Raw genomic sequence first — 18,441 nt, 5'->3', positions numbered from 1 at the left:
ATGGACCAGGCCGGACAGATCGCGCGAGCCGTGCTGTACGAGGGCTACCTGCTGTGGCCGTACCGCGGGTCCGCGCTGAAGAACCAGCAGCGCTGGACGATCGGCGGCATCCATCCCGAGCCGTACGGCAGGGCGCACGACGGCAACCCGTGGCAGGCGCGGACCCAGTGCCTCGTCGAGGCGGATCCGGCCGACACGATCGAGGTGCGCGTGCGGTTCCTGCACGTGGTCACCCGCGAGGTGGCCCGCGCGCGTGGCGCGGAGCTCGACCTGGTGCCGGAGCTGACCGTCGCCGGCCGGCGCCACCTGCCCCGGGAGGAGGCGGTCGAGCGGGAGGTCGCGCAGGCCGGGCTCGACCTCGGCGGGCTGGCCGAGCGGCCGGGCCGGATCGAGATCGACATCCCGGCCGGTCAGGAGGCCGAATGGCTGGCCGACGGCGCGGGCGGCCGGGCCGGCGCCGTGCTGCGCGGCTGGCAGGCGCTGCGCGGCCACGTCGAGGCACGCGCCGAGCTCCTGCGGCCAGGGCTCTTCCGGCTCACCGTGCGCGTCGTCAACACCACACCCTGGGCGGGCGACATCCGCGCGGAGGCGATGCGGCACACCCTGATCTCGGCCCACACGGTGCTGCACACCGAGGGCGGGCGGTTCGTCTCGCTCATGGACCCGCCCGCGGAGCTGCGCCCGCTCGCGGAGGAGTGCCGCAACCTCGGCGTCTGGCCGGTGCTGCTCGGCGAGGAGGGCGACCGCCGCACGATGCTGGCCGCGCCGATCATCCTGTACGACCACCCGCGCGTCTCGCCGGAGAGCCCCGGCGACCTGTTCGACGCCACGGAGATCGACCAGCTCCTCACGCTGAGCGTGCTGGCCCTGACCGAGGAGGAGCAGCGGGAGATCCGCGACGGCGACCCGCGCGGGCGCGAGATCCTCGACCGGTGCGCCTCGCTCACGCCCGCGGAGCTCATGCGGCTGCACGGCATCGTACGGGCGGAGCCGGCCGGATGAGCGAGACGGACTTCTGGACCCGGATGGAGCGGCGCGGCCCCGACGAGGTGCTCGTGGACGGGGTGCCGGTGCGCGCGGGCAGCCGGGTGCGGCTGCGGCCGTCGGCGGCCCGGGCCGACATCTTCGACCTCGTCCTCGCCGGGCGCGAGGCCGTGGTCGAGTCGATCGAGCAGGACGACGCGGGCGCCTTCCACGTCGCCGTCGTCCTCGACGACGACCCGGGCCGCGACCTGGGGGAGGCCCGGATGCCGGGCCACCGGTTCTTCTACGCGCCCGAGGAGGTCGAGCCGCTCGGGCCGCCGCAGGACGCGCCGAGAGCCGCGCGGGTGCTCGTCGCCGGGATCGGCAACATCTTCCTCGGCGACGACGGGTTCGGCGTCGAGGTGGCGCGCCGCCTGGCGAGGGAGGAGCGGGCCGCCGGCGTGGACGTGGTCGACTTCGGCATCCGGGGCATGGACCTGGTCTACGCGCTGCAACGCGACTACGACACCGCGATCCTGGTCGACGCCGCGATGCGCGGCGAGCCGCCGGGCACGCTCACCGTGCTCGAAGCAGACCTGCCCGACGGCGGCGCGGCCGCCATCGAGGGCCACGGCCTGGATCCGGTGAAGGTGCTCCGGCTGGCCCGTGAGCTCGGCCGGGTGCCGGAGCGCGTGCTCGTGGTGTGCTGCGAGCCCGCCACCGTGCTGACCGGATCGCCGGACGAGGACGTGCTCGCCGAGCTGAGCGAGCCGGTGCGGGCGGCCGTCGACCAAGCGGTGCGCCTGGTGATGGACTTGACGTCCTCCCCACGGCTGAAGCCGGGGGATTCCAACCCATCTCTACGCAGGTAGGAGGACAGGTTGAGGTTCACGGTTCGCAGGTCCGCCCAGCGGCGGGCCTCCCCGTGCAGCCACCGTGCGCCCCACGGCGGTGTGGCGGATGTTCTTCGCGGCGTTGACGTCGGCGTTGGCCTGGTGCCCGCAGACGACGCACAGGAAGACCGCTTGGCTCTCACGGCTCGCTCTGGCGATGTGCTTGCAGGCGTTGCAGGTCTGCGACGTGTGATGCGGGTCGATCTTCTGGACGCGACCGGGAGCTTTGTGCTCCAAGCGTTGCACGAGCGTGCCCCAGCAACTGGCCAGGATGCCCCGGTTGAGACCGGCCTTCTGCCGGACGTTCTTGCCGGGCGCCTCGATGGTGCCCTTCGAGGACCGGACCATGTCGCGGATCTTGAGATCCTCGACCGCGATCACGTCGAAACGGCGGGCCAGATCGGTAGAGGTCTTCTCGGCCCAATCCTTGCGCCGGTCCCTCTCGCGGGCTTTCAGCCGGGCGATGGCCGTCTTCACCTTGACCCGCCGATTCGACCCGCGCTCGGCCCGCGCCAGCTTGCGCAGCAGCCGCGACAGGCGGGCCTTCTCCGTGTCGCGCAGGGCGGGCGCGTTCAGCATCTGGCCCGTCGAGAGCGCGGCACTCACGGCAACACCTCGATCAACGCCGACGACCTCGCCCGTGCCGGGTGCCGGGATCGGCTCCGGGATGGCGGCGAACGCCACATGCCAGCGGCCCGCGCGGTCGCGGGTGATCCGGTAGGACCTCACCGCGTCGGGGACGGCCCGCGACCAGCGCAATCGCACCCACCCCACCTTCGGCACCCTCACCTCGCCCACGTTGCGCGACAGGCGGCGTACGTCTCCCGCCTTGACCGCGACGATCCGGAAGCCCTCGCTCCGGCCGCGCTTGCGCCACGTCGGACGGCGGTGGGTGCCCGCGAAGAAGCCGGCCATGGCCTGCGCGAAGTCCCGCAACGCCTGCTGCTGCACCGTGTGCGACCCTGCCCGCAGCCAGGCGGACTCCGCCCTGGCCTCGGTGAGCTGTTTGGACTGCGCGTTGTATCCGGGCGCGGACTTCAGCCCCGGACGCCAGTGCGCGTGCTGCTCGACAGCGAGATTCCAGACGAACCGGGCGTGCCCGCAATGCTCCGCCAGCGCCGCCTCTTGAGCGGGCGAAGGCGAGAGCCGGAAGCGGGACACGTCGATCAACCTACCGACCACCACCGACAAAGTTCTGCGGCATCGTGCCGCGTTTCCTCCCCAGGGCTGAAGCCCGGGGTCTCCACGTTCAAGGAGTTTCGATGATTGCGGAAAGTGCCGGGCCTGGCTCCCGGTCCTGGACCACGGAATGAGGTGACATGACATGAGTAAGACACGTGTAGTGGCGTTGATCGGGGCCTGCGGGGTGGTAACGGTCATCGCCCTGCAATGGCCGGATATCAAGCGGTATCTGATGATGAAATGGATGTAGCGCCGTATGCATGAGCACGGGATGTGCGAAGGACTGGTCGACCTGATCCGGCGACAGGCCGGCGACCGGGAGATCACCGGAGCGCGGGTGCGCGTCGGCACCCGCCACGCCGTCGTGGGGGAGGCCTTCGACCAGGCCTTCGCGCACGCGGCCGCGGGCACACCGGCCGAGAACGCCGTGCTCGACCTGGTCGTCACGCCGCTGACCGTCACCTGCCGCGCCTGCGGCGGCCGGACGGAGTCACTGGACGTGCTCGCCGTCTGCCCGGTGTGCGGCGGCGACGACGTCGACCTCACGGGCGGCGACGAACTGGTCCTCGAATCCATCAGCTACCGGGAGGAGCCGGCGCATGTGCCTGGGCATCCCGGGTGAACTCGTCGGGACCGACGAGGAGCACGCCGACCTCGCCCTGGTGGACGTCAGCGGCGTGCGCCGCCGCATCAACGTCGGCCTGCTCGCCGACGAGGACCTGAAGGCCGGCGACTGGGTGCTCGTCCACGTCGGGTTCGCGCTGTCCAAGATCTCGGAGTCGGAGGCGCAGGCCGTCCTCGACTACCTGGAAGGGCTCGGCCAGGCCTACGACGACGAGCTCGACGCGCTCAGGCAGTCGGACATCTCTTGAGCGGCATCGGGATGAGCGGCATCGAGATGAGCGGTATCGGGATGAGCGGCATCGGGATGAGCGGTATCGGGATGAGCGGTATCACGACAAGGGGGACGCGTGCGGTTCGTCGATGAGTACCGCGACGCCGGAAAGGCCCGGATGCTGGCGGCGGAGATCGCGTCCAGGTGCGAGCCGGGACGGCGCTACACGTTCATGGAGGTGTGCGGAGGGCACACCCACACGATCTACAAGCACGGCCTGGAGGACCACCTTCCGGAGAACGTGGTGCTCGTGCACGGTCCGGGCTGCCCCGTGTGCGTGATCCCGATGGGCAGGGTGGACGACGCGATCCACATCGCCTCCCAGCCGGACGTGATCATGACGTCGTTCGGCGACATGACGCGCGTGCCGGGCGGCCAGGGCTCGTTCCTCGACGCCAAGGCGGCCGGCGCCGACATCCGGATGGTGTACTCACCGCTCGACGCGCTCCGGATCGCCCAGGCGAACCCCGACCGGCGCGTGGTGTTCATGGCCATCGGGTTCGAGACCACGGCGCCGTCCACGGCGATGACCATCCTGCGGGCGGCAGCGGACGGCATCCGCAACTTCTCCGTCTTCTGCAACCACGTCATGATAATTCCGGCCATCAAGGCCATCCTCGACTCGCCCGACCTCCGGCTCGACGGTTTCATCGGCCCCGGCCACGTGTCGGCCGTCATCGGCTGCGAGCCGTACGAGTTCATCGCTCGCGACTACGGCAAGCCGCTCGTCGTCGCCGGCTTCGAGCCGCTGGACATCCTCCAGTCGGTGCACATGCTCCTTGGCCGGCTCGCCTCGGGACGGGCCGAGGTGGCCAACCAGTACGCCCGGGTGGTGCCGTGGCAGGGCAATCGCACCGCGATGGACGTCATCCGCAGGGTGATGCGGCTCCGGCCGCACTTCGAGTGGCGCGGCCTCGGCTTCATCTCCCAGTCCGCGCTCATGCTGGCCGATGAGTACGCCGCCTTCGACGCCGAACGGATCTTCGAGCTGCCCGGCGTACGCGTCGCCGATCCCAAGGCGTGCCAGTGCGGCGAGGTCCTCAAGGGCGTGCTCAGGCCCTGGGAGTGCAAGGTGTTCGGCACCGCCTGCACCCCGGAGACGCCGATCGGCACCTGCATGGTCTCCTCGGAGGGCGCCTGCGCCGCGTACTACAACTTCGGCCGCTTCAGCCGCGACCGCGTGAGAGAGGCGACCCGGGCATGACCACCGAACGGCCGGCGCGCGAGACGCCGGACCTCGGGCACGCGCTGCCCGGCACGCCCCACCCCGGCCGCGAGCAGCAGGTCCTCGACCGCATCGCGCGGGCCAGGCGGCGCAAGGCGGTCGTCAAGGAGGAGCGCATCACGCTCGCCCACGGCGCGGGCGGCCGGGCGACCCAGACGCTGATCGAGGCCGTCTTCCTGAAGGAGTTCGGCAACGCGCTGCTCGCCCCCCTGGAGGACGGGGCGACCCTGCGGCTCGACGGCGCGCGGGCGGCCTTCACCACTGACTCCTTCGTGGTCTCCCCGCTGTTCTTCCCCGGCGGCGACATCGGCGACCTGGCCGTCAACGGCACCGTCAACGACCTCGCCATGTGCGGGGCCCGCCCCGAGTACCTGGCCGCCGGATTCATCCTGGAGGAGGGCTTTCCCGTCGCCGACCTGCGCCGGATCGCCGCCTCCATGGCCGCCGCGGCGCGCGCCGCCGGCGTGTCGATCGTCACCGGCGACACCAAGGTGGTCGAACGCGGGAAGGCCGACGGCTGCTACGTCACCACCACCGGCGTCGGCGTCATCGAGCGGCCGGTCAGCCTGTCGGCCTCCGGTGCGCGGCCCGGCGACGCGGTCATCGTCTCCGGGCCCATCGGCGAGCACGGCGCCGCCATCATGCTGGCCCGCGGCGACTACGGCATCGAGGCCGCGCTCCAGTCCGACACCGCGCCCCTGCACGAGCTCGTGGCCGGCCTGCTGGACAGCGTGCCCGGGAAGGTCCGGACCCTGCGCGACGCCACCCGGGGCGGGATCGCCACCATCCTCAACGAGGTCGCCACCGCCTCCGACGTGGCCGTGGTCGTCGACGAGGACGCCGTCCCGGTGCGGGCCGAGGTGACGGGCGTGTGCGAGCTGCTCGGCATCGACCCGTTCTACGTCGCCTGCGAGGGACGCTTCGTCGCCATCGTCGACGGCGCGCACGCCGGCCGCGCGGTCGATGCGCTGCGCGGCCACCCGCTCGGCGCGGGGGCCGCCGTCATCGGCACGGTGAAAGCCGACCCGCCCGGCCTCGTCCTGCTCCGCACCGCCTTCGGCGGCACCCGCATCGTCGACGTCCTCGTCGGCGACCCTCTCCCACGCATCTGCTGAGGGTGGTCGCCGGTCAGGTTCGGGCGGCGGCGACCGCCGCCTGGCCGAGGCTGATGCCGCCGTCGTTGCAGGGCACCGTGCGGTGGGTCAGCACGCGGAGACCGTGGCCGCGCAGGCCGTCGGTCACGCCGCCGAGCAGGACCAGGTTGGCGAACACGCCGCCCGACAGGGCGGCCGTGTCGAGTCCCGTGGACTCGGCGACCAGCAGGACCGCCTTCACCACCGCCGCTGCGAGCCCGTGGTGGAACCTCGCCGCGATCACCCCGGATGGCGTGCCCCGGCGCAGGTCCGCGGCTACGGCCCGGACCAGGTCGGTGCTCCTGATCAGCACGGCCGGACGACCATCCAGCGTCCCTCCGGACGAGGTCACGGCAGCCGGCCGGCCGTCAGCCATGAACGAGGTCACGGTCACGGGATAGCCGTCCCGGACGGCGGGGTCCACGTGGTGTTCCAGGACCACCGCGGCCTGCCCCTCGTACGTCACGGCGTCGCGCAGGCCGATCAGCGCCGCCACCGCGTCGAACAACCGGCCGGCGCTGGAGGTGACGGGCACACCGCGACCGCCGAGAGCGGCGAGCGCGGCCACCGCCGGCCAGTGGGCCGCGTTGCGGCGGGCCACGTCCAGCCCGTCCGCCGGCTCCGCCGCCGCGTGCAGGAAGGCGGCGGACATCCGCCACGGCTGCCGGATGGCCGTGACGCCGCCCGGCATCGGCACCGGCTCCAGGTGCCCGGCCCTGCGGAACCCGGTGAGGGACGCCACCAGCAGCTCGCCGCCCCAGAGGGTGCCGTCTGAGCCGTATCCCGTGCCGTCGAACGCGACGCCGATGACCGGCCCCACCTCGCCGTTGTCGGCCAGGCAGGAGGCGATGTGGGCATGGTGGTGCTGGACCTCGACGAGCTCCACCCCTTCGAGGCCGAGCGCGTACGTCGTGGACAGGTAGTCAGGGTGCGCGTCGTGGGCGACGACCTCCGGCTCGACGCCGAGCAGCCGCCGGAGGCGCTCGATCCCGGTCGTGTACGCGCGCAGCGTCTCGTGGCTCTCCAGATCGCCGAGATGCTGCGACACGAACGCGTGCCGTCCCCTGACCAGGCAGAACGTGCTCTTGAGCGCGGCCCCGCAGGCCAGCACCGGGCGCGGCGCGGCCAGGGGCAGCGCGAGCGGTTCGGGGGCGTGCCCGCGGGCCCGGCGGATCGGCAGCGCGGCTCCCCGGAAGGCCCGCACCACCGAGTCGTCGGCGGGCGTGTGGATCGGCCGGTCGTGGCACAGGAAGACGTCGGCGATCCCACCCAGCCGCCGCCGCGCGTCCTCGTCGTCGTACGCGATCGGCTCGTCGGACAGGTTGCCGCTGGTCAGCACGTACGGCCGGGCGAACGCGCGGGCGAGCAGATGATGCAGCGGCGTGTACGGCAGCAGCACGCCCAGGTCGGGACCGTCGGGCGCGACCGAGGGCGCGACCGGCGCGTCCGCCCGGCGGGGCAGCAGCACGATGGGCCGGCGCGGGCCGGTCAGCAGCGCCGCCGAGGCGTCGTCCACCTCGCACAGCTCGCGCGCGGCGGCCAGATCCGCGGCCATCACCGCGAACGCCTTGTCCGCGCGGCGCTTGCGGGCCCGCAGCGTCGCGACGGCCGTCCCGCCGGCGGCGTCGGCGGCCAGGTGGTAGCCGCCGAGCCCCTTGACCGCCACGACCGCGCCGCCCGCGAGCCAGGCCGTCGCCACCGCGACGGGATCACCGGGCACCCGTGACCCGTCCGGCGCGCGCAGCGTGAGGGCCGGCCCGCAGGCGGGGCAGCACACCGGCTGGGCGTGGAAGCGCCGGTCGCCCGGGTCGCGGTACTCCGCCGCGCACTGCGGGCACAGAGGGAAGGCCGCCATGGTGGTCGCGCCCCTGTCGTACGGCATCGCCGTGATGATCGTGAACCGGGGCCCGCAGTTCGTGCAGTTGACGAACGGGTACCGGTAGCGGCGATCGGCCGGGTCGAACAGCTCGGTCAGGCAGTCGTCGCAGGTCGCCACGTCCGCCGGAATCAGCGTCCGCCGGGCCCCGCCGGCCACGCTGGGCGCGATGTCGAAGCCCCGGGCCCCGGTCGGCGCGACCTCGGTCACGCTGACCCGTTCGACCACGGCCAGCGCGGGAGCCCGCTCGCGCACCGCCTCGACCAGCGCGGTCACCGCGGCGGGCGGGCCCTCCGCCTCGATGAACACCCCGGTGGCGTCGTTGCCGACCAGGCCCGCCAGGCCGTACCGGGAGGCCAGCGCGTGCACGAACGGTCGGAAGCCGACGCCCTGGACGATGCCCTCGACCCGGATGCGCGAGCGGACCCGGCCGGTCACGCCCCGGCCGGTGAGCGCTGGACCAGCTCCCACAGCACGTGGCAGGCGGTGGTCTGAGCCTCCTGGACGCGGTGCACCGACGACGAGGGGATGACGAACAGGTGGTCGGCGAGCTCTTCGGTGGCCATCCGGCCGCCACCCGACCCGGCGAAGCCGACGGTCACCATCTCGCGGCGGCGCGCCTCCTCCAGGCCGCGCAGCACGTTCGCCGAGCCGCCGCTGGTCGACAGCCCGAGGGCGATGTCGCCGCGACGGCCGAGGGCGGCCAGCTGGCGGGCGAAGATCACATCGAAGTCGACGTCGTTGCCGAGCGCGGTCAGCAGCGCGGCGTCGCCGGTCAGCGACATCGCCGGCAGGCTCCGGCCGTCCGCGCCGGGCGTCAGGAACAGCTGGGCCACGGACTGCGCGTCGGTGCTGCTGCCGCCGTTGCCGAAGGTGTAGAGCCTGCCTCCGGACCGGAAGGCGGCGGCGAGCACGTCCGCGCACTCCGCGAGCGCCGGGCCGAGCCCTTCGAGCACCCGCAGGCGCAGCGCCAGGCTCTCCCCGGCCTTCTCCACGCTGGAGCGGGTCACGTCCTCGACGGTGACCTGGCCGGTGCCGAGGAACGGGTAGAGCGTCCCGGTCATGCCCCGTCACCTCCGAGCACCGCGATGGCCTCCTTGGCGTGCACCAGCACCACGTCGCCGACCCGTGCCTCGACCAGCGCCACGCTGATCTCCTCGGTGCCGGAGCCCGTGTCGACCACGGCCAGCCCGCCGTCACGCACCTCGGTGACCCGCACCGGGACCGCCGTGTCGGCGCACGTGACGCAGGCGCCGTCGTCGTGGCAGGCGGCCGGGGCCAGGGAGAACACCGGATCCTCGTAGAACACGTGCACCAGCTCCCACAGGACGTGGTAGATCGTGACGTGGATCTCCCGCGCGACCCGTGGATCGCCGGTCCGCGCGGGGAGCACGTGGTGGATCTCCAGGCCGTTCACGACTCCGTCGTCCGAGCCGCTCGCGGTGAGGGCGACCGTCAGCATGCCCAGGTCACGGGCCGCCGCGAGCGCGGCGCGCACGCTGCCGCACCCGTCGCCGGTGAGGAAGCCGACCGCGATGTCCTCGGGCCGCCCCAGCAGCCGCAGTTGCGTGGCGAAGACGGACTCGTAGCCGCTCGCGGCGGCGAGGCCGCTCACCGCCGCGGCGTCGTTGGCCAGCGAGATCGCGGGAAGCGCGCGCTTGCCCACGATCACCGGATGGGTGAACTCCACGGCCAGATGCCCGGCGTCGGCCGCCGCGGCCCCGTTGCCGAACGTGAGCAGCCGGCCCTTGCGATGGAAGCGCTCGGCCATGTCGAGAGCGCACATGACGATCCGCCCGGCGTCCGCCGCCAGCGCTTTGCCGGGGCCCGCGCGACGTGCGGCGGCCTCGTCGAGCGGGGCGGTCCCTGCCTGTTGTCCCATCGCCATCCCCTGTCCGTCGGCGGCCCTTTTCGATCACAGGGTCCACTGGGGATGGGGCTTTGCCCGGGATTTTCCCGGCCGTGTCCCGCCAAGGTTGCCCCAAGGGTCAGCAGATGGAGAAAAGCGAAGACTTCGTAAGGAAATATCACAATACGTATCGAGATTGCTGCGACGGGTAGGTGCGCTCGGGAGACCGGCCCCGCGCCACGGCGGGCAGCCCGAGACAGGAAGACGGCGAGTTGACCTCCTCCCCCTCGTGAACGAGGGGGATTCCCACGGTCGCCCGTGAGGGTTCCTGTTTCATCGCCGATCGCCGCCAGGAAGGAGGACTTCCCTTGAGGTCTTACATCGGCTCCACAGGCGTTTCAGCTCTCCGCCAGCCCGGCGGCGAGAATGTTCCTGGCCGCGTTCACGTCCCGGTCATGAGATGCGCCGCAGGCGCACACCCAGGTCCGGACGTTCAGCGGCATGGACGGCTGGAGTGTCCCGCACACAGAGCACAGCCTGGAGGACGGGAACCAGCGACCCACCACCACGAGCCGCCGCCCGTACCAGCGGCTCTTGTACTCCAGCATGCCGCGCAGCTCCCGCCAGGACGCATCCGAGATGGCGCGCGCCAGCCTGTGATTCTTGACCATGTTGCGGACGGTCAGGTCTTCCACGGCGATCACTTGGTTCTCGTGAACAAGCCGGGTGCTGACCTTGTGCAGAAAGTCGCGTCTGCGGTCGGCGATCCGCGCGTGCACGCGGGCCACCTTCAGCCGGGCCTTGACCCGGTTGGCCGAGCCCTTCTCCTTTCGGGCCAGCGCCCGCTGAGCGCGAGCCAGCCTGCGCCGGTCGGCCCGCTCATGACGCGGGTTGGCGATCTTCTCCCCGGTCGACAAGGTGAGCAGGGCGGTGATCCCCGCGTCCACCCCCACCACCTGCGTGACCGGGGGCAGCGGGGCGATCTTCTCCTCCACCAGGATGGACACGAACCACCGACCGGCCGCGTCCCTGCTCACGGTCACCGTGGACGGCTCAGCTCCCTCAGGCAAGGGCCGCGACCACACGATGTCCAGCGGCTCGCCCATCTTCGCCAACGTCAACCGGCCCTCGCGCCAGCGGAACGCCGAACGGGTGTACTCCGCCGACATGCGGGACTTCTTACGGGACTTGAACACCGGATACCTGGCCCGTTTGGCGAAGAAACCGGCGAACGCCGCCTGCAGATGACGCAACGCCTGCTGCAACGGGACACACGACACCTCACCCAGAAAGCTCAGCTCCGCAGAGCGCTTCCACGCCGTCAGCAGCGCCGAAGACTCCGCATAGGAGACGCCGCGGCCCTCCAGCCGGAAGGCCCGGGTCCGCTCCTCCAGCGCCTTGTTGTAGACCAGGCGGACGCAGCCGAACGTCCGGGCAAGCTCCACTGCCTGCTCGGGGGTCGGGTGGAAGCGGTACTTGTAGGCCCGCTTCACGATCTGCGCCACGCCGCACACCGTATCGCAAGATCCGCCAAATCTAGCACACGTGTTCGATATAGCCGTTTTGTTCCGGCTTTGCTCCCCGCCCTGAAGGACGGGGTCTCCAGCCTCAAGGAGATTCGATGAAGGCGATCACGGTGATTCCGGGCCGGCCCGGCCAGGTGCGGGTCAGCGACCTCGACGAGCCGGCGCCGGGCCCCGACGACCTGCTCGTGGAGGGCAGGCTCCTCGGCATCTGCGGCACCGACACCGACATCGTCGAGGGCGACGACTACGGCTGGCCGCCACCGGGCCGGGAACGGCTGGTGATCGGCCACGAGTCGCTCGGGACCGTGATCCAGGCGCCGCCGGGCACCCGGTTCGCCCCCGGCGACCTGGTCGCCGGCATGGTGCGGCGTCCCGACCCCGTCCCGTGCGAACCGTGCGGGCACGGCGAGCCGGACTTCTGCCGCAACGGCCTGTACACCGAGCGCGGCATCAAGGAACTCGACGGGTACGGCTCGCAACGCTGGGTGGTCGACACGCAGTACGCGATCAAGCTGGACCCCGGGCTCGGCGACTGCGGAGTGCTGCTGGAGCCCGCGTCCGTGCTGGCCAAGGCGTGGGAGCAGAGCGAGCGCATCTTCAGCCGCGCCACCTGGCGGCCCAGAATCGCCCTGGTGACCGGTGCGGGCCCGATCGGCCTGCTGGCCGCGTTGATGGGCGTCCAGCGCGGCCTGGAGGTGCACGTCCTCGACCTCCACGACCAGGGCCCCAGGCGGCGGCTGGTCACCGACCTGGGCGCCACCTTCCACGTGGGGGAGCTCGGTGACCTCGACGTCGTTCCCGACGTGGTGATGGAGTGCACCGGCCACGGGCCGCTCGTCTTCGGGCTGGCCGAGCGGGTCGCGCCCGACTCGGTGATCTGCCTGCTCGGCATCATGCCCGCGACACACCCGGCCGAGGCCCGGCTCGACGAGATCAACAAGCAGATGGTGCTGAAGAACACGGTGCTGTTCGGCTCGGTCAACGCCTCCCGCCGCAACTTCGAGCAGGCCGCCGACGCCCTGACCAAGGCCGACCTCGGCTGGCTGCAGCGGATGATCACCAGACGGATCCCGATGAGCGACTTCGTCGACGGGCTGCACAAGCATCCCGACGACGTCAAGGTCGTCGTCGACCTCCAGGTCTGACCACGACGCCCGCGGATGCGAGTCCCGCGCATCCCTCCCGCCGCCGAGCTGTGGAAGCGGCTTCTGAAGGCCCTGGCCGGGGCCCGGCGCCGGTTGGTGACGCACGCGTGGACGTTGCTGCAGCAGACCGCCGCCGCCACGCTCGCGTGGGTGATCGCGACCCACCTCGGCGACCACCAGGATCCGTTCTTCGCGCCGATCGCCGCCGTGGTCGCGCTCAACACCGCGCCGGGGGAGCGCGGGCTGCAGTCCCTGCGCCTGCTCACGGGAGTGGTGCTCGGCATCGTGGCCGGCGAGCTGACGCTGTCGCACGTGGGCGGCGGCTACCTGGGCCTGGCCGTGTCCGTCTTCTTCGGGACCGCCACGGCCCGCGCCCTCGGCGGGAGCCGGCTGGTGGTCGGCCAGGCCGCCGCCGGCGCGATCCTGACCATCGCCTCGGCCACGGCGATGGCGGGGTCGAGCCGCCTCATCGACGCGCTGATCGGCGCCGGGGTCGCGCTCGTCTTCAGCCAGCTGCTGTTCGCTCCCGAGCCCGTCGCGCTGCTGCGGCGGGCGGAGGCCGAGGCGCTGGAGAAGATGGCCGACGGCCTCGAACTCACCTCCAGCGCGCTGGGCGGAGACGCCGCCGACGCGGGCGAGGCCGGCGACCGGGCGATGAAGAAGCTGCGCGACCTCATCGACGGGCTCGCCGAGGTGGGCAGGGCACGGCACGTCAGCTCGATGGTGACGCAGTACACCGTGACCTGGCGGGTCCGGGCCGCGCCGCTGGTGCAGGAGCGGGAGAACGCCGGCTACCTCGACCTGCTCGGCGGGAGCTGCTTCATGCTCGCGCGCACGGCGCTGGCCGCCGACCAGGACGAGCGTCTCGTGCTGGCGCCGAGCATCGCCCACCTCGCCGACATCCTGCGCGACCTGTCGGCCGGACTCGGTAGCCGCGCCGAGCGGCAGCACGCCGCCGACCGGGTCCTCGACGCCGTCAGCGCGCTCGACCTGGAACGCCTCGAAACCGAGGCCAGCGGCCGGGACGCCGTCGCGGCCCTGGACATGGTCGCCATCGACGTGCTGGTGTTCGCGGGAGTGGAACCGGCCGAGTCCTCGGCGGCCGTGCACGAGGGCGCCAGGAGGTTCAAGGTCGCCAAGCCGCCGCAACCGCCCCGGGTGCCCGTCGTCACCACCCTCCTGCGCCGCTGGCGCGGGCGCCGGCAGCGCCGGATCGAGCGCCAGGACCGGCGCGAGCACCGGAATGGAGATCAGCACGGGCACGGGGAAGGGCGTTGACACGGGTGGCGCGCCTCATAGGGGCCATGGCCCTGGGTAGCACGCTGAAGGTCCGTTTCCTGGGAAGAAAGGTCCGGTCCAAGATGACCAGCAGACTGGCCGAATTGTGCGGCTTCGGCGCCGAGGCGGTGGAGACGTTCTGGCGCAACGGGTTGCTGCGTCCCGAGCCGCCCGACCGGCTGGCCAGGATGGTCGCCGCCTACCGGCGCTACGACGCGACACCGGCCGCGGGCGTGGCCATCGCCGCCGCCCGCTGGCCGGACCGCACGGCCATCCTCGACGACGACGGGCGGTTGACGTTCGCCGAGCTCGACCGCCGGGCGGCGGCACTCGCCTCGGCCCTGCACGACCGGTTCGGCGTGCGGCCGGGGCACACGGTCGCGGTCATGTGGCTCAACCATCGGGGCTTCGCCGAGGCGATGGCGGCCGTCTCCCGCCTGGGCGCGGACCTGCTGCCGCTCAACACGGGCCTGGCCGGGCCCGCGCTGCGTGACGTGCTGGAGCGGGAGAGCGTCCACACGCTGATCGCGGCGCCCGGCCTGCCGCCCACCGGCTTCGACGGCCCCCAGACCGGTGACCTGGACGAGCTGATCGCCTCCGCCGGGGCGGACGAGCCGCCGGCGCCGCGCCGGCCGGGCCGCCTGGTGCTGCTCACCTCCGGCACGACCGGCACGCCCAAGGGCGCTCCGCGACGGCTGTCCCTGACCGCGCTGGCCGAGCCGTTCACCTCGATGCTCGCCACCGTGCCGCTGCGCTCCGGCGAGCCGATGCTGATCGCGCCGCCGCTGTTCCACGGCCTCGGGCTGCTCTGGTACGGCGTGGCGCTGGTGCTCGGCTGTCCCGTCGTGCTGATGCGGCGGTTCGAGCCCGAGGCCGTGCTGGACGCGCTGGACCGGCACCGGGCCGGCGCGATGGTGGCCGTGCCGGCCATGCTGCGGCGCCTGCTCGCCGGCGAACCACGGCCGCTGCCGCACCTGCGCGCGGTGATCTCCGGCGGGTCCGCGCTGCGGCCCGACCTCGCCGAGGAGTTCACGCGCGCGTACGGCGACGTCCTCTACAGCCTGTACGGCTCCACCGAGGCCGGCTGGGCGACCATCGCCACCCCCGCCGACCTGCGCGAGGCCCCGAGCACGGTGGGACGCCCCTCGCGCGGGACCACGGTGCGCGTCGCCGGGCCCGGTGGCGAGGAGCTCGCGCCGGGCGCGGTCGGCAGGGTGTTCGTGGGCGGCGGGGTCACCTTCGGCGGCTACACGGGCGGCTACACGGGCGACTCCACGGGGGGCCACACGGGCGGCTCCACGGGGGGCCACACGGGCGGCTCCACGGGCGGCTCCTCCATGGGGGGCTCCACGGGCGACGACGACCGGACGCTCGACGGCCTGCTGAGCACCGGCGACCTCGGGCACCGCGACGAGCAGGGGCGGCTGTTCATCGACGGACGCGAGGACGACATGATCGTCTCAGGCGGGGAGAACGTCTTCCCGCAGGAGGTCGAGGACCTCCTCGCCCGGCAGCCGCAGGTCGCCGACGTGGCCGTGCTCGGAGTGCCCGACGACGAGTACGGCCGGCGCCTGGCGGCCTACGTGGTGCCGGCGCCGGACGCGACGCCCTCGGCCGACGAGCTCAAGCAGGCCGTCCGGAGCGGGCTGGCCGGCTACAAGGTGCCGCGGGATGTCGTGTTCGTGCGGGCCGTGCCGCGCAACCCGACGGGCAAGGTGGACCGCGCCCGGCTGGAGGAGAGCCGGTAGCCGGCCGATCCGCCGGTACCCGGTGCCAGACGGCGACGGGCACGGCTCGTTCTGAGGGAACCGCGGCCTCCCGGCTGTAAGGATCTACAACGTAAAGGCGAGCGGACGGGCATGGTTTCGGTAGATTCGATGCAAGAAGATCGCGGATTGCGAGGTACGGGTGTCGGTCAGGCGCGGTTCGCAGGAGACCAGCGGTTCGCAGGGGACGAGACGAGGATCACGGCCGTACGCGTGGATGCTGGCGCTGGCCGCGGTGGTGCTCCTCGCCGACCAGTCCTCCAAGTTCTGGGCGATCTCGGCGCTCTCGGACGGTGAGCGCATCACGGTGATCCCGGGACTGATCCAGCTGCGGCTGTTGTTCAACCCCGGTGCCGCGTTCTCGATCGGCGAGGGGGTGACGTGGGTGTTCACCCTCGCGGCCGCCGCCGCGGTCGCCGGCATCCTGTACGTCGGCCGGCGGTCGCGCTCGCCCGTGTGGGCCGTCGTCCTGGGCGCACTGCTGGGCGGCGCCACCACCCACCTGCTCGACCGCCTCTTCCGCCCGCCCGGCTTCGCCCAGGGCCATGTCGTCGACTTCATCGACTACGGCGGCCTGTTCGTCGGCAACGTCGCCGACATCGCCCTCACTGGGGGCTGCGTCCTGCTCATACTGCTCAGCCTCCGTGGCATCCCCCTGGGTGACGCGGCCGACGAGGAACACTCGTCCTCCTAGGGTGGGAAGCGGCCAAGAGCGCCAGGCCGCCGGGTCGCCTGACGCTGCCGGCCTCTGGCACGACCGTGACCGGCGCGTGCCGCCGGGCTCCGCTCAGCGCGCGGGGATGATGCTGATGCCGAGCATGCGCGCTCCCGTCTCGGTGCGCGGCCGGTGCGTGCTGCCCGGAGCGAACACCACGTAGCTGCCCGGCCCGAGCCGGTGCCCCCTGTCGATGAACTCTCCCGAGACGACGTAGTAGCGCTCCTCCCCGTCGTGTACGTCCACCTCCGGCCATTCGGTGCCCGGCGCGAAGTCGTACATCCAGCCGCGGGCCCACTCGGTGGCGGGGAGCCGGCGCCGGACGATTCCGGGGACGATCTCGACGGCCTCGACCTCGTCGACGTTCAGGACCTGGATGTCGTCGTGTTCCATGGCTCCCATCGTGGCCGGGGGAGGCTCTCCGGCACAGTGACCGGATTGACATTCTCAGATACTTTCCTGCCATGGGTGTTCACCGGGTCGTCGCGCTCGCGCTGCCGCCGCAGTCCACGTTCGAGCTGGCGTGCGCCGCCGAGGTCTTCGGGGTGCGCCGTCCCGGGCTGCCCGACCACTACGACTTCCAGGTCTGCGCCGAGCGCCCCGGCGCGGTGCCGACCCTGGCCGGCTACGACATGGCGGTCACCTCGGGGCTGGCGGCGTTGGACCACGCCGGCACCGTTGTGATCCCGGGCTGGCAGCGGCCCCTTGAGCCCGCCCCGCCGGCCGTTCTCGACGCGCTGCGCCGGGCCCACGGGCGGGGCGCGCGCCTGGTCGCGATCTGCTCCGGCGCCTTCCTGCTGGCCCAGACCGGGCTGCTCGACCACCGCCGGGCGACCACGCACTGGCGGATGGCCGCCGAGCTGAGAGACCGGTTCCCGCTCGTCGACGTCGACGCCGACACCCTCTACGCCGATCTGGGCGACGTGGCCACCAGCGCCGGCACGGCCGCCGGCATCGACCTGTGCCTTCACCTGGTCCGCGCCGACCACGGCGCCGCCTACGCCGCGCAGGTCGCCCGGCACATGGTGATGCCGCCGCACCGGGAGGGCGGCCAGCTGCAGTACGCCGCCGCGCCCCCGGCCGCCCGGCCGGCCGACTCGCTGGGGCCCCTGCTCGACTGGGCCGCCGAACGGCTGCACGAGCCCCTCACCGTCGACCGGCTCGCCGCCCGCGCCGGGGTCTCCGCGCGCACGCTGGCCCGCAGGTTCGCGGGCCAGCTCGGCGTCAGCCCGGGGCAGTGGCTGCTCAGCCGGCGCGTCGCGGCGGCCCAGGCCCTGCTGGAGGAGACCGATCTGCCGGTCGAGACGATCGCCGCCCGCGTCGGCCTGTCCTCCGCGGTCAACCTCCGGCGCAGGTTTCACCGCGCTCTGCGCACCACCCCTGTCGCTTACCGGCGAACGTTCGGCCGCTGAGCGCCCCCGAGGCGGGGAGGTCAGGGCCGACGGGTGAAGGTGCCGAGGCCGGTGCGGTCCAGGTTCACCACGGTGACCGCACGGGCCCTGCCGCCCGGGACCGTTCGAGGGCGGTTACTGCAGAGCCGCCAAGAGCGCGTCCAGTTTGGCGTCAACCTGACCGAAGCGCGTGTCCATCAGGTTCTTCAGACGTTGCTCAAGCTGGTCCAAATGTTCTTTCGTGGCCAGCGAAGCGTTGCCCGCCATGATTTCCCCGAAGACGGGCTCGGTGTATTCGAGGATCTCCTGGCGGATCGTGTGCGGGAGCTGGTCTACCGCGGTCTTGATATCCCCCATGTCGGCACCGAGCGTAAAGGCGGCGGCTTCGAGCCGTTGGGCACGGTCGGCAAGGTGTGACCGGTGCTGGGGAGCGGTCATGTGGTCATCGTAGTCCTGAGCCGTGGTCATCTGCCGGCCAGGCGCCAAAGCGAGGTGGCCTCTGCGGCGCGGGCAGTGTGGACGGGATCAGTGCGGTCTGAAACTCGCGAATACCGGGGTTCAATGCGGAACCGAACGTTCCGCAATGGCTCCTAATGTTCGGGGG

At 72.4% G+C, this 18,441-nt stretch carries 19 protein-coding genes; 12 read left to right on the top strand and 7 right to left on the bottom strand.

Features of this window, described 5'->3' with window-relative positions; translation table 11 throughout:
* Together AB0I38_RS04700 and AB0I38_RS04695 are read left to right on the top strand one after the other, a co-directional pair.
* Positions 1-1,002, top strand: coding sequence for a hypothetical protein (locus tag AB0I38_RS04700; RefSeq protein WP_358461871.1), 1,002 nt, complete (start codon positions 1-3; stop codon positions 1,000-1,002).
* Positions 999-1,835, top strand: a complete 837-nt coding sequence (locus AB0I38_RS04695) for a hydrogenase maturation protease (protein WP_358461868.1) — start codon at positions 999-1,001, stop codon at positions 1,833-1,835. Before AB0I38_RS04700 ends, AB0I38_RS04695 begins: the two co-directional genes overlap by 4 nt.
* On the opposite strand, the gene AB0I38_RS04690 is transcribed toward AB0I38_RS04695, so the two are convergent.
* Complete coding sequence (locus tag AB0I38_RS04690; RefSeq protein ID WP_358461865.1) at positions 1,824-3,038, bottom strand: RNA-guided endonuclease InsQ/TnpB family protein; 1,215 nt, start codon at positions 3,036-3,038, stop codon at positions 1,824-1,826. The genes AB0I38_RS04695 and AB0I38_RS04690 overlap by 12 nt on opposite strands.
* 142 nt (positions 3,039-3,180) lie before the next feature.
* Here AB0I38_RS04690 and AB0I38_RS40370 point away from each other — a divergent pair, with 142 nt between their 5' ends.
* From AB0I38_RS40370 to hypE, 5 genes are all read left to right on the top strand, one after another.
* The gene (locus AB0I38_RS40370) at positions 3,181-3,288 is read left to right on the top strand and encodes a DUF6893 family small protein (protein ID WP_436838715.1); all 108 of its coding nucleotides are present in this window, start codon (positions 3,181-3,183) and stop codon (positions 3,286-3,288) included.
* Positions 3,289-3,294: 6 nt separating this feature from the next.
* Entirely contained in the window at positions 3,295-3,660 is a 366-nt protein-coding gene (locus tag AB0I38_RS04685) for a hydrogenase maturation nickel metallochaperone HypA (protein ID WP_358461863.1), read from the top strand.
* Positions 3,638-3,910 carry a HypC/HybG/HupF family hydrogenase formation chaperone gene (locus AB0I38_RS04680; protein ID WP_358461861.1) on the top strand — a complete coding sequence of 91 codons (273 nt, stop codon included), beginning with the start codon at positions 3,638-3,640 and terminating at the stop codon, positions 3,908-3,910. The genes AB0I38_RS04685 and AB0I38_RS04680 overlap by 23 nt, the downstream gene beginning before the upstream one ends.
* Positions 3,911-4,009: 99 nt before the next feature.
* Complete coding sequence (gene hypD, locus AB0I38_RS04675) at positions 4,010-5,137, top strand: hydrogenase formation protein HypD (RefSeq protein ID WP_358461858.1); 1,128 nt, start codon at positions 4,010-4,012, stop codon at positions 5,135-5,137.
* Positions 5,134-6,273 (top strand): hydrogenase expression/formation protein HypE, encoded by a 1,140-nt coding sequence (hypE, locus tag AB0I38_RS04670; protein WP_358461855.1) that lies wholly within the window; start codon positions 5,134-5,136, stop codon positions 6,271-6,273. Before hypD ends, hypE begins: the two co-directional genes overlap by 4 nt.
* 13 nt (positions 6,274-6,286) lie before the next feature.
* Here hypE and hypF read toward each other — a convergent pair whose 3' ends face one another.
* From hypF to AB0I38_RS04650, 4 genes are all read right to left on the bottom strand, one after another.
* Positions 6,287-8,638 (bottom strand): carbamoyltransferase HypF, encoded by a 2,352-nt coding sequence (hypF, locus tag AB0I38_RS04665; protein WP_358461852.1) that lies wholly within the window; start codon positions 8,636-8,638, stop codon positions 6,287-6,289.
* Positions 8,602-9,231 (bottom strand): D-sedoheptulose-7-phosphate isomerase, encoded by a 630-nt coding sequence (locus AB0I38_RS04660; protein ID WP_358461849.1) that lies wholly within the window; start codon positions 9,229-9,231, stop codon positions 8,602-8,604. The genes hypF and AB0I38_RS04660 overlap by 37 nt, the downstream gene beginning before the upstream one ends.
* Positions 9,228-10,049 carry a HypC/HybG/HupF family hydrogenase formation chaperone gene (locus AB0I38_RS04655; protein WP_358461846.1) on the bottom strand — a complete coding sequence of 274 codons (822 nt, stop codon included), beginning with the start codon at positions 10,047-10,049 and terminating at the stop codon, positions 9,228-9,230. Before AB0I38_RS04655 ends, AB0I38_RS04660 begins: the two co-directional genes overlap by 4 nt.
* A gap of 365 nt (positions 10,050-10,414) precedes the next feature.
* The gene (locus AB0I38_RS04650) at positions 10,415-11,521 is read right to left on the bottom strand and encodes an RNA-guided endonuclease InsQ/TnpB family protein (protein WP_358461843.1); all 1,107 of its coding nucleotides are present in this window, start codon (positions 11,519-11,521) and stop codon (positions 10,415-10,417) included.
* 116 nt (positions 11,522-11,637) lie between these two features.
* On the opposite strand from AB0I38_RS04650, the gene AB0I38_RS04645 reads away from it, so the two are divergent.
* The 4 genes from AB0I38_RS04645 to AB0I38_RS04630 all read left to right on the top strand — a co-directional run bounded on the left by AB0I38_RS04645 (position 11,638) and on the right by AB0I38_RS04630 (position 16,425).
* On the top strand, positions 11,638-12,687 hold the full coding sequence (locus tag AB0I38_RS04645) for a glucose 1-dehydrogenase (RefSeq protein WP_358461840.1): 1,050 nt from the start codon (positions 11,638-11,640) through the stop codon (positions 12,685-12,687).
* A 15-nt stretch (positions 12,688-12,702) separates the two neighbouring features.
* A complete protein-coding gene (locus AB0I38_RS04640; RefSeq protein WP_358461837.1) occupies positions 12,703-13,965 on the top strand; it encodes an FUSC family protein in 1,263 nt (420 codons plus the stop codon).
* Between the two features lie 83 nt (positions 13,966-14,048).
* On the top strand, positions 14,049-15,713 hold the full coding sequence (locus tag AB0I38_RS04635) for an AMP-binding protein (protein ID WP_358461834.1): 1,665 nt from the start codon (positions 14,049-14,051) through the stop codon (positions 15,711-15,713).
* 160 nt (positions 15,714-15,873) lie between these two features.
* Positions 15,874-16,425, top strand: a complete 552-nt coding sequence (locus tag AB0I38_RS04630; RefSeq protein ID WP_358461831.1) for a signal peptidase II — start codon at positions 15,874-15,876, stop codon at positions 16,423-16,425.
* Between the two features lie 93 nt (positions 16,426-16,518).
* Here the strand turns inward: AB0I38_RS04630 and AB0I38_RS04625 are convergent, their stop codons facing one another.
* Positions 16,519-16,839 carry a cupin domain-containing protein gene (locus AB0I38_RS04625; protein WP_358461829.1) on the bottom strand — a complete coding sequence of 107 codons (321 nt, stop codon included), beginning with the start codon at positions 16,837-16,839 and terminating at the stop codon, positions 16,519-16,521.
* A gap of 71 nt (positions 16,840-16,910) precedes the next feature.
* Here AB0I38_RS04625 and AB0I38_RS04620 point away from each other — a divergent pair, with 71 nt between their 5' ends.
* A complete protein-coding gene (locus tag AB0I38_RS04620; RefSeq protein WP_358461826.1) occupies positions 16,911-17,858 on the top strand; it encodes a helix-turn-helix domain-containing protein in 948 nt (315 codons plus the stop codon).
* A 114-nt stretch (positions 17,859-17,972) separates the two neighbouring features.
* On the opposite strand, the gene AB0I38_RS04615 is transcribed toward AB0I38_RS04620, so the two are convergent.
* Entirely contained in the window at positions 17,973-18,275 is a 303-nt protein-coding gene (locus AB0I38_RS04615) for a hypothetical protein (protein ID WP_358461823.1), read from the bottom strand.
* Between the last annotated feature and the right edge of the window lie 166 nt (positions 18,276-18,441).

Source organism: Nonomuraea cavernae, from assembly GCF_040655715.1.
In the GTDB taxonomy this organism is placed as follows: Bacteria; Actinomycetota; Actinomycetes; order Streptosporangiales; family Streptosporangiaceae; genus Nonomuraea; species Nonomuraea cavernae_A.
Note: the sequence above shows the minus strand (reverse complement) of the source record. Positions and strands in the feature narration are given on the sequence as shown.

Excerpts from the sequence above, each read along its gene's own strand:
- AB0I38_RS04635 (WP_358461834.1), top strand. The coding sequence starts at position 14,049 with ATGACCAGCAGACTGGCCGAATTGTGCGGCTTCGGCGCCGAGGCGGTG.
- AB0I38_RS04655 (WP_358461846.1), bottom strand. The coding sequence starts at position 10,049 with ATGGGACAACAGGCAGGGACCGCCCCGCTCGACGAGGCCGCCGCACGT.
- AB0I38_RS04685 (WP_358461863.1), top strand. The coding sequence starts at position 3,295 with ATGCATGAGCACGGGATGTGCGAAGGACTGGTCGACCTGATCCGGCGA.
- AB0I38_RS04700 (WP_358461871.1), top strand. The coding sequence starts at position 1 with ATGGACCAGGCCGGACAGATCGCGCGAGCCGTGCTGTACGAGGGCTAC.
- hypE (WP_358461855.1), top strand. The coding sequence starts at position 5,134 with ATGACCACCGAACGGCCGGCGCGCGAGACGCCGGACCTCGGGCACGCG.
- AB0I38_RS04680 (WP_358461861.1), top strand. The coding sequence starts at position 3,638 with ATGTGCCTGGGCATCCCGGGTGAACTCGTCGGGACCGACGAGGAGCAC.
- AB0I38_RS04615 (WP_358461823.1), bottom strand. The coding sequence starts at position 18,275 with ATGACCGCTCCCCAGCACCGGTCACACCTTGCCGACCGTGCCCAACGG.
- AB0I38_RS04695 (WP_358461868.1), top strand. The coding sequence starts at position 999 with ATGAGCGAGACGGACTTCTGGACCCGGATGGAGCGGCGCGGCCCCGAC.
- AB0I38_RS40370 (WP_436838715.1), top strand. The coding sequence starts at position 3,181 with ATGAGTAAGACACGTGTAGTGGCGTTGATCGGGGCCTGCGGGGTGGTA.
- AB0I38_RS04640 (WP_358461837.1), top strand. The coding sequence starts at position 12,703 with ATGCGAGTCCCGCGCATCCCTCCCGCCGCCGAGCTGTGGAAGCGGCTT.
- AB0I38_RS04660 (WP_358461849.1), bottom strand. The coding sequence starts at position 9,231 with ATGACCGGGACGCTCTACCCGTTCCTCGGCACCGGCCAGGTCACCGTC.
- AB0I38_RS04625 (WP_358461829.1), bottom strand. The coding sequence starts at position 16,839 with ATGGAACACGACGACATCCAGGTCCTGAACGTCGACGAGGTCGAGGCC.
- AB0I38_RS04620 (WP_358461826.1), top strand. The coding sequence starts at position 16,911 with ATGGGTGTTCACCGGGTCGTCGCGCTCGCGCTGCCGCCGCAGTCCACG.
- AB0I38_RS04645 (WP_358461840.1), top strand. The coding sequence starts at position 11,638 with ATGAAGGCGATCACGGTGATTCCGGGCCGGCCCGGCCAGGTGCGGGTC.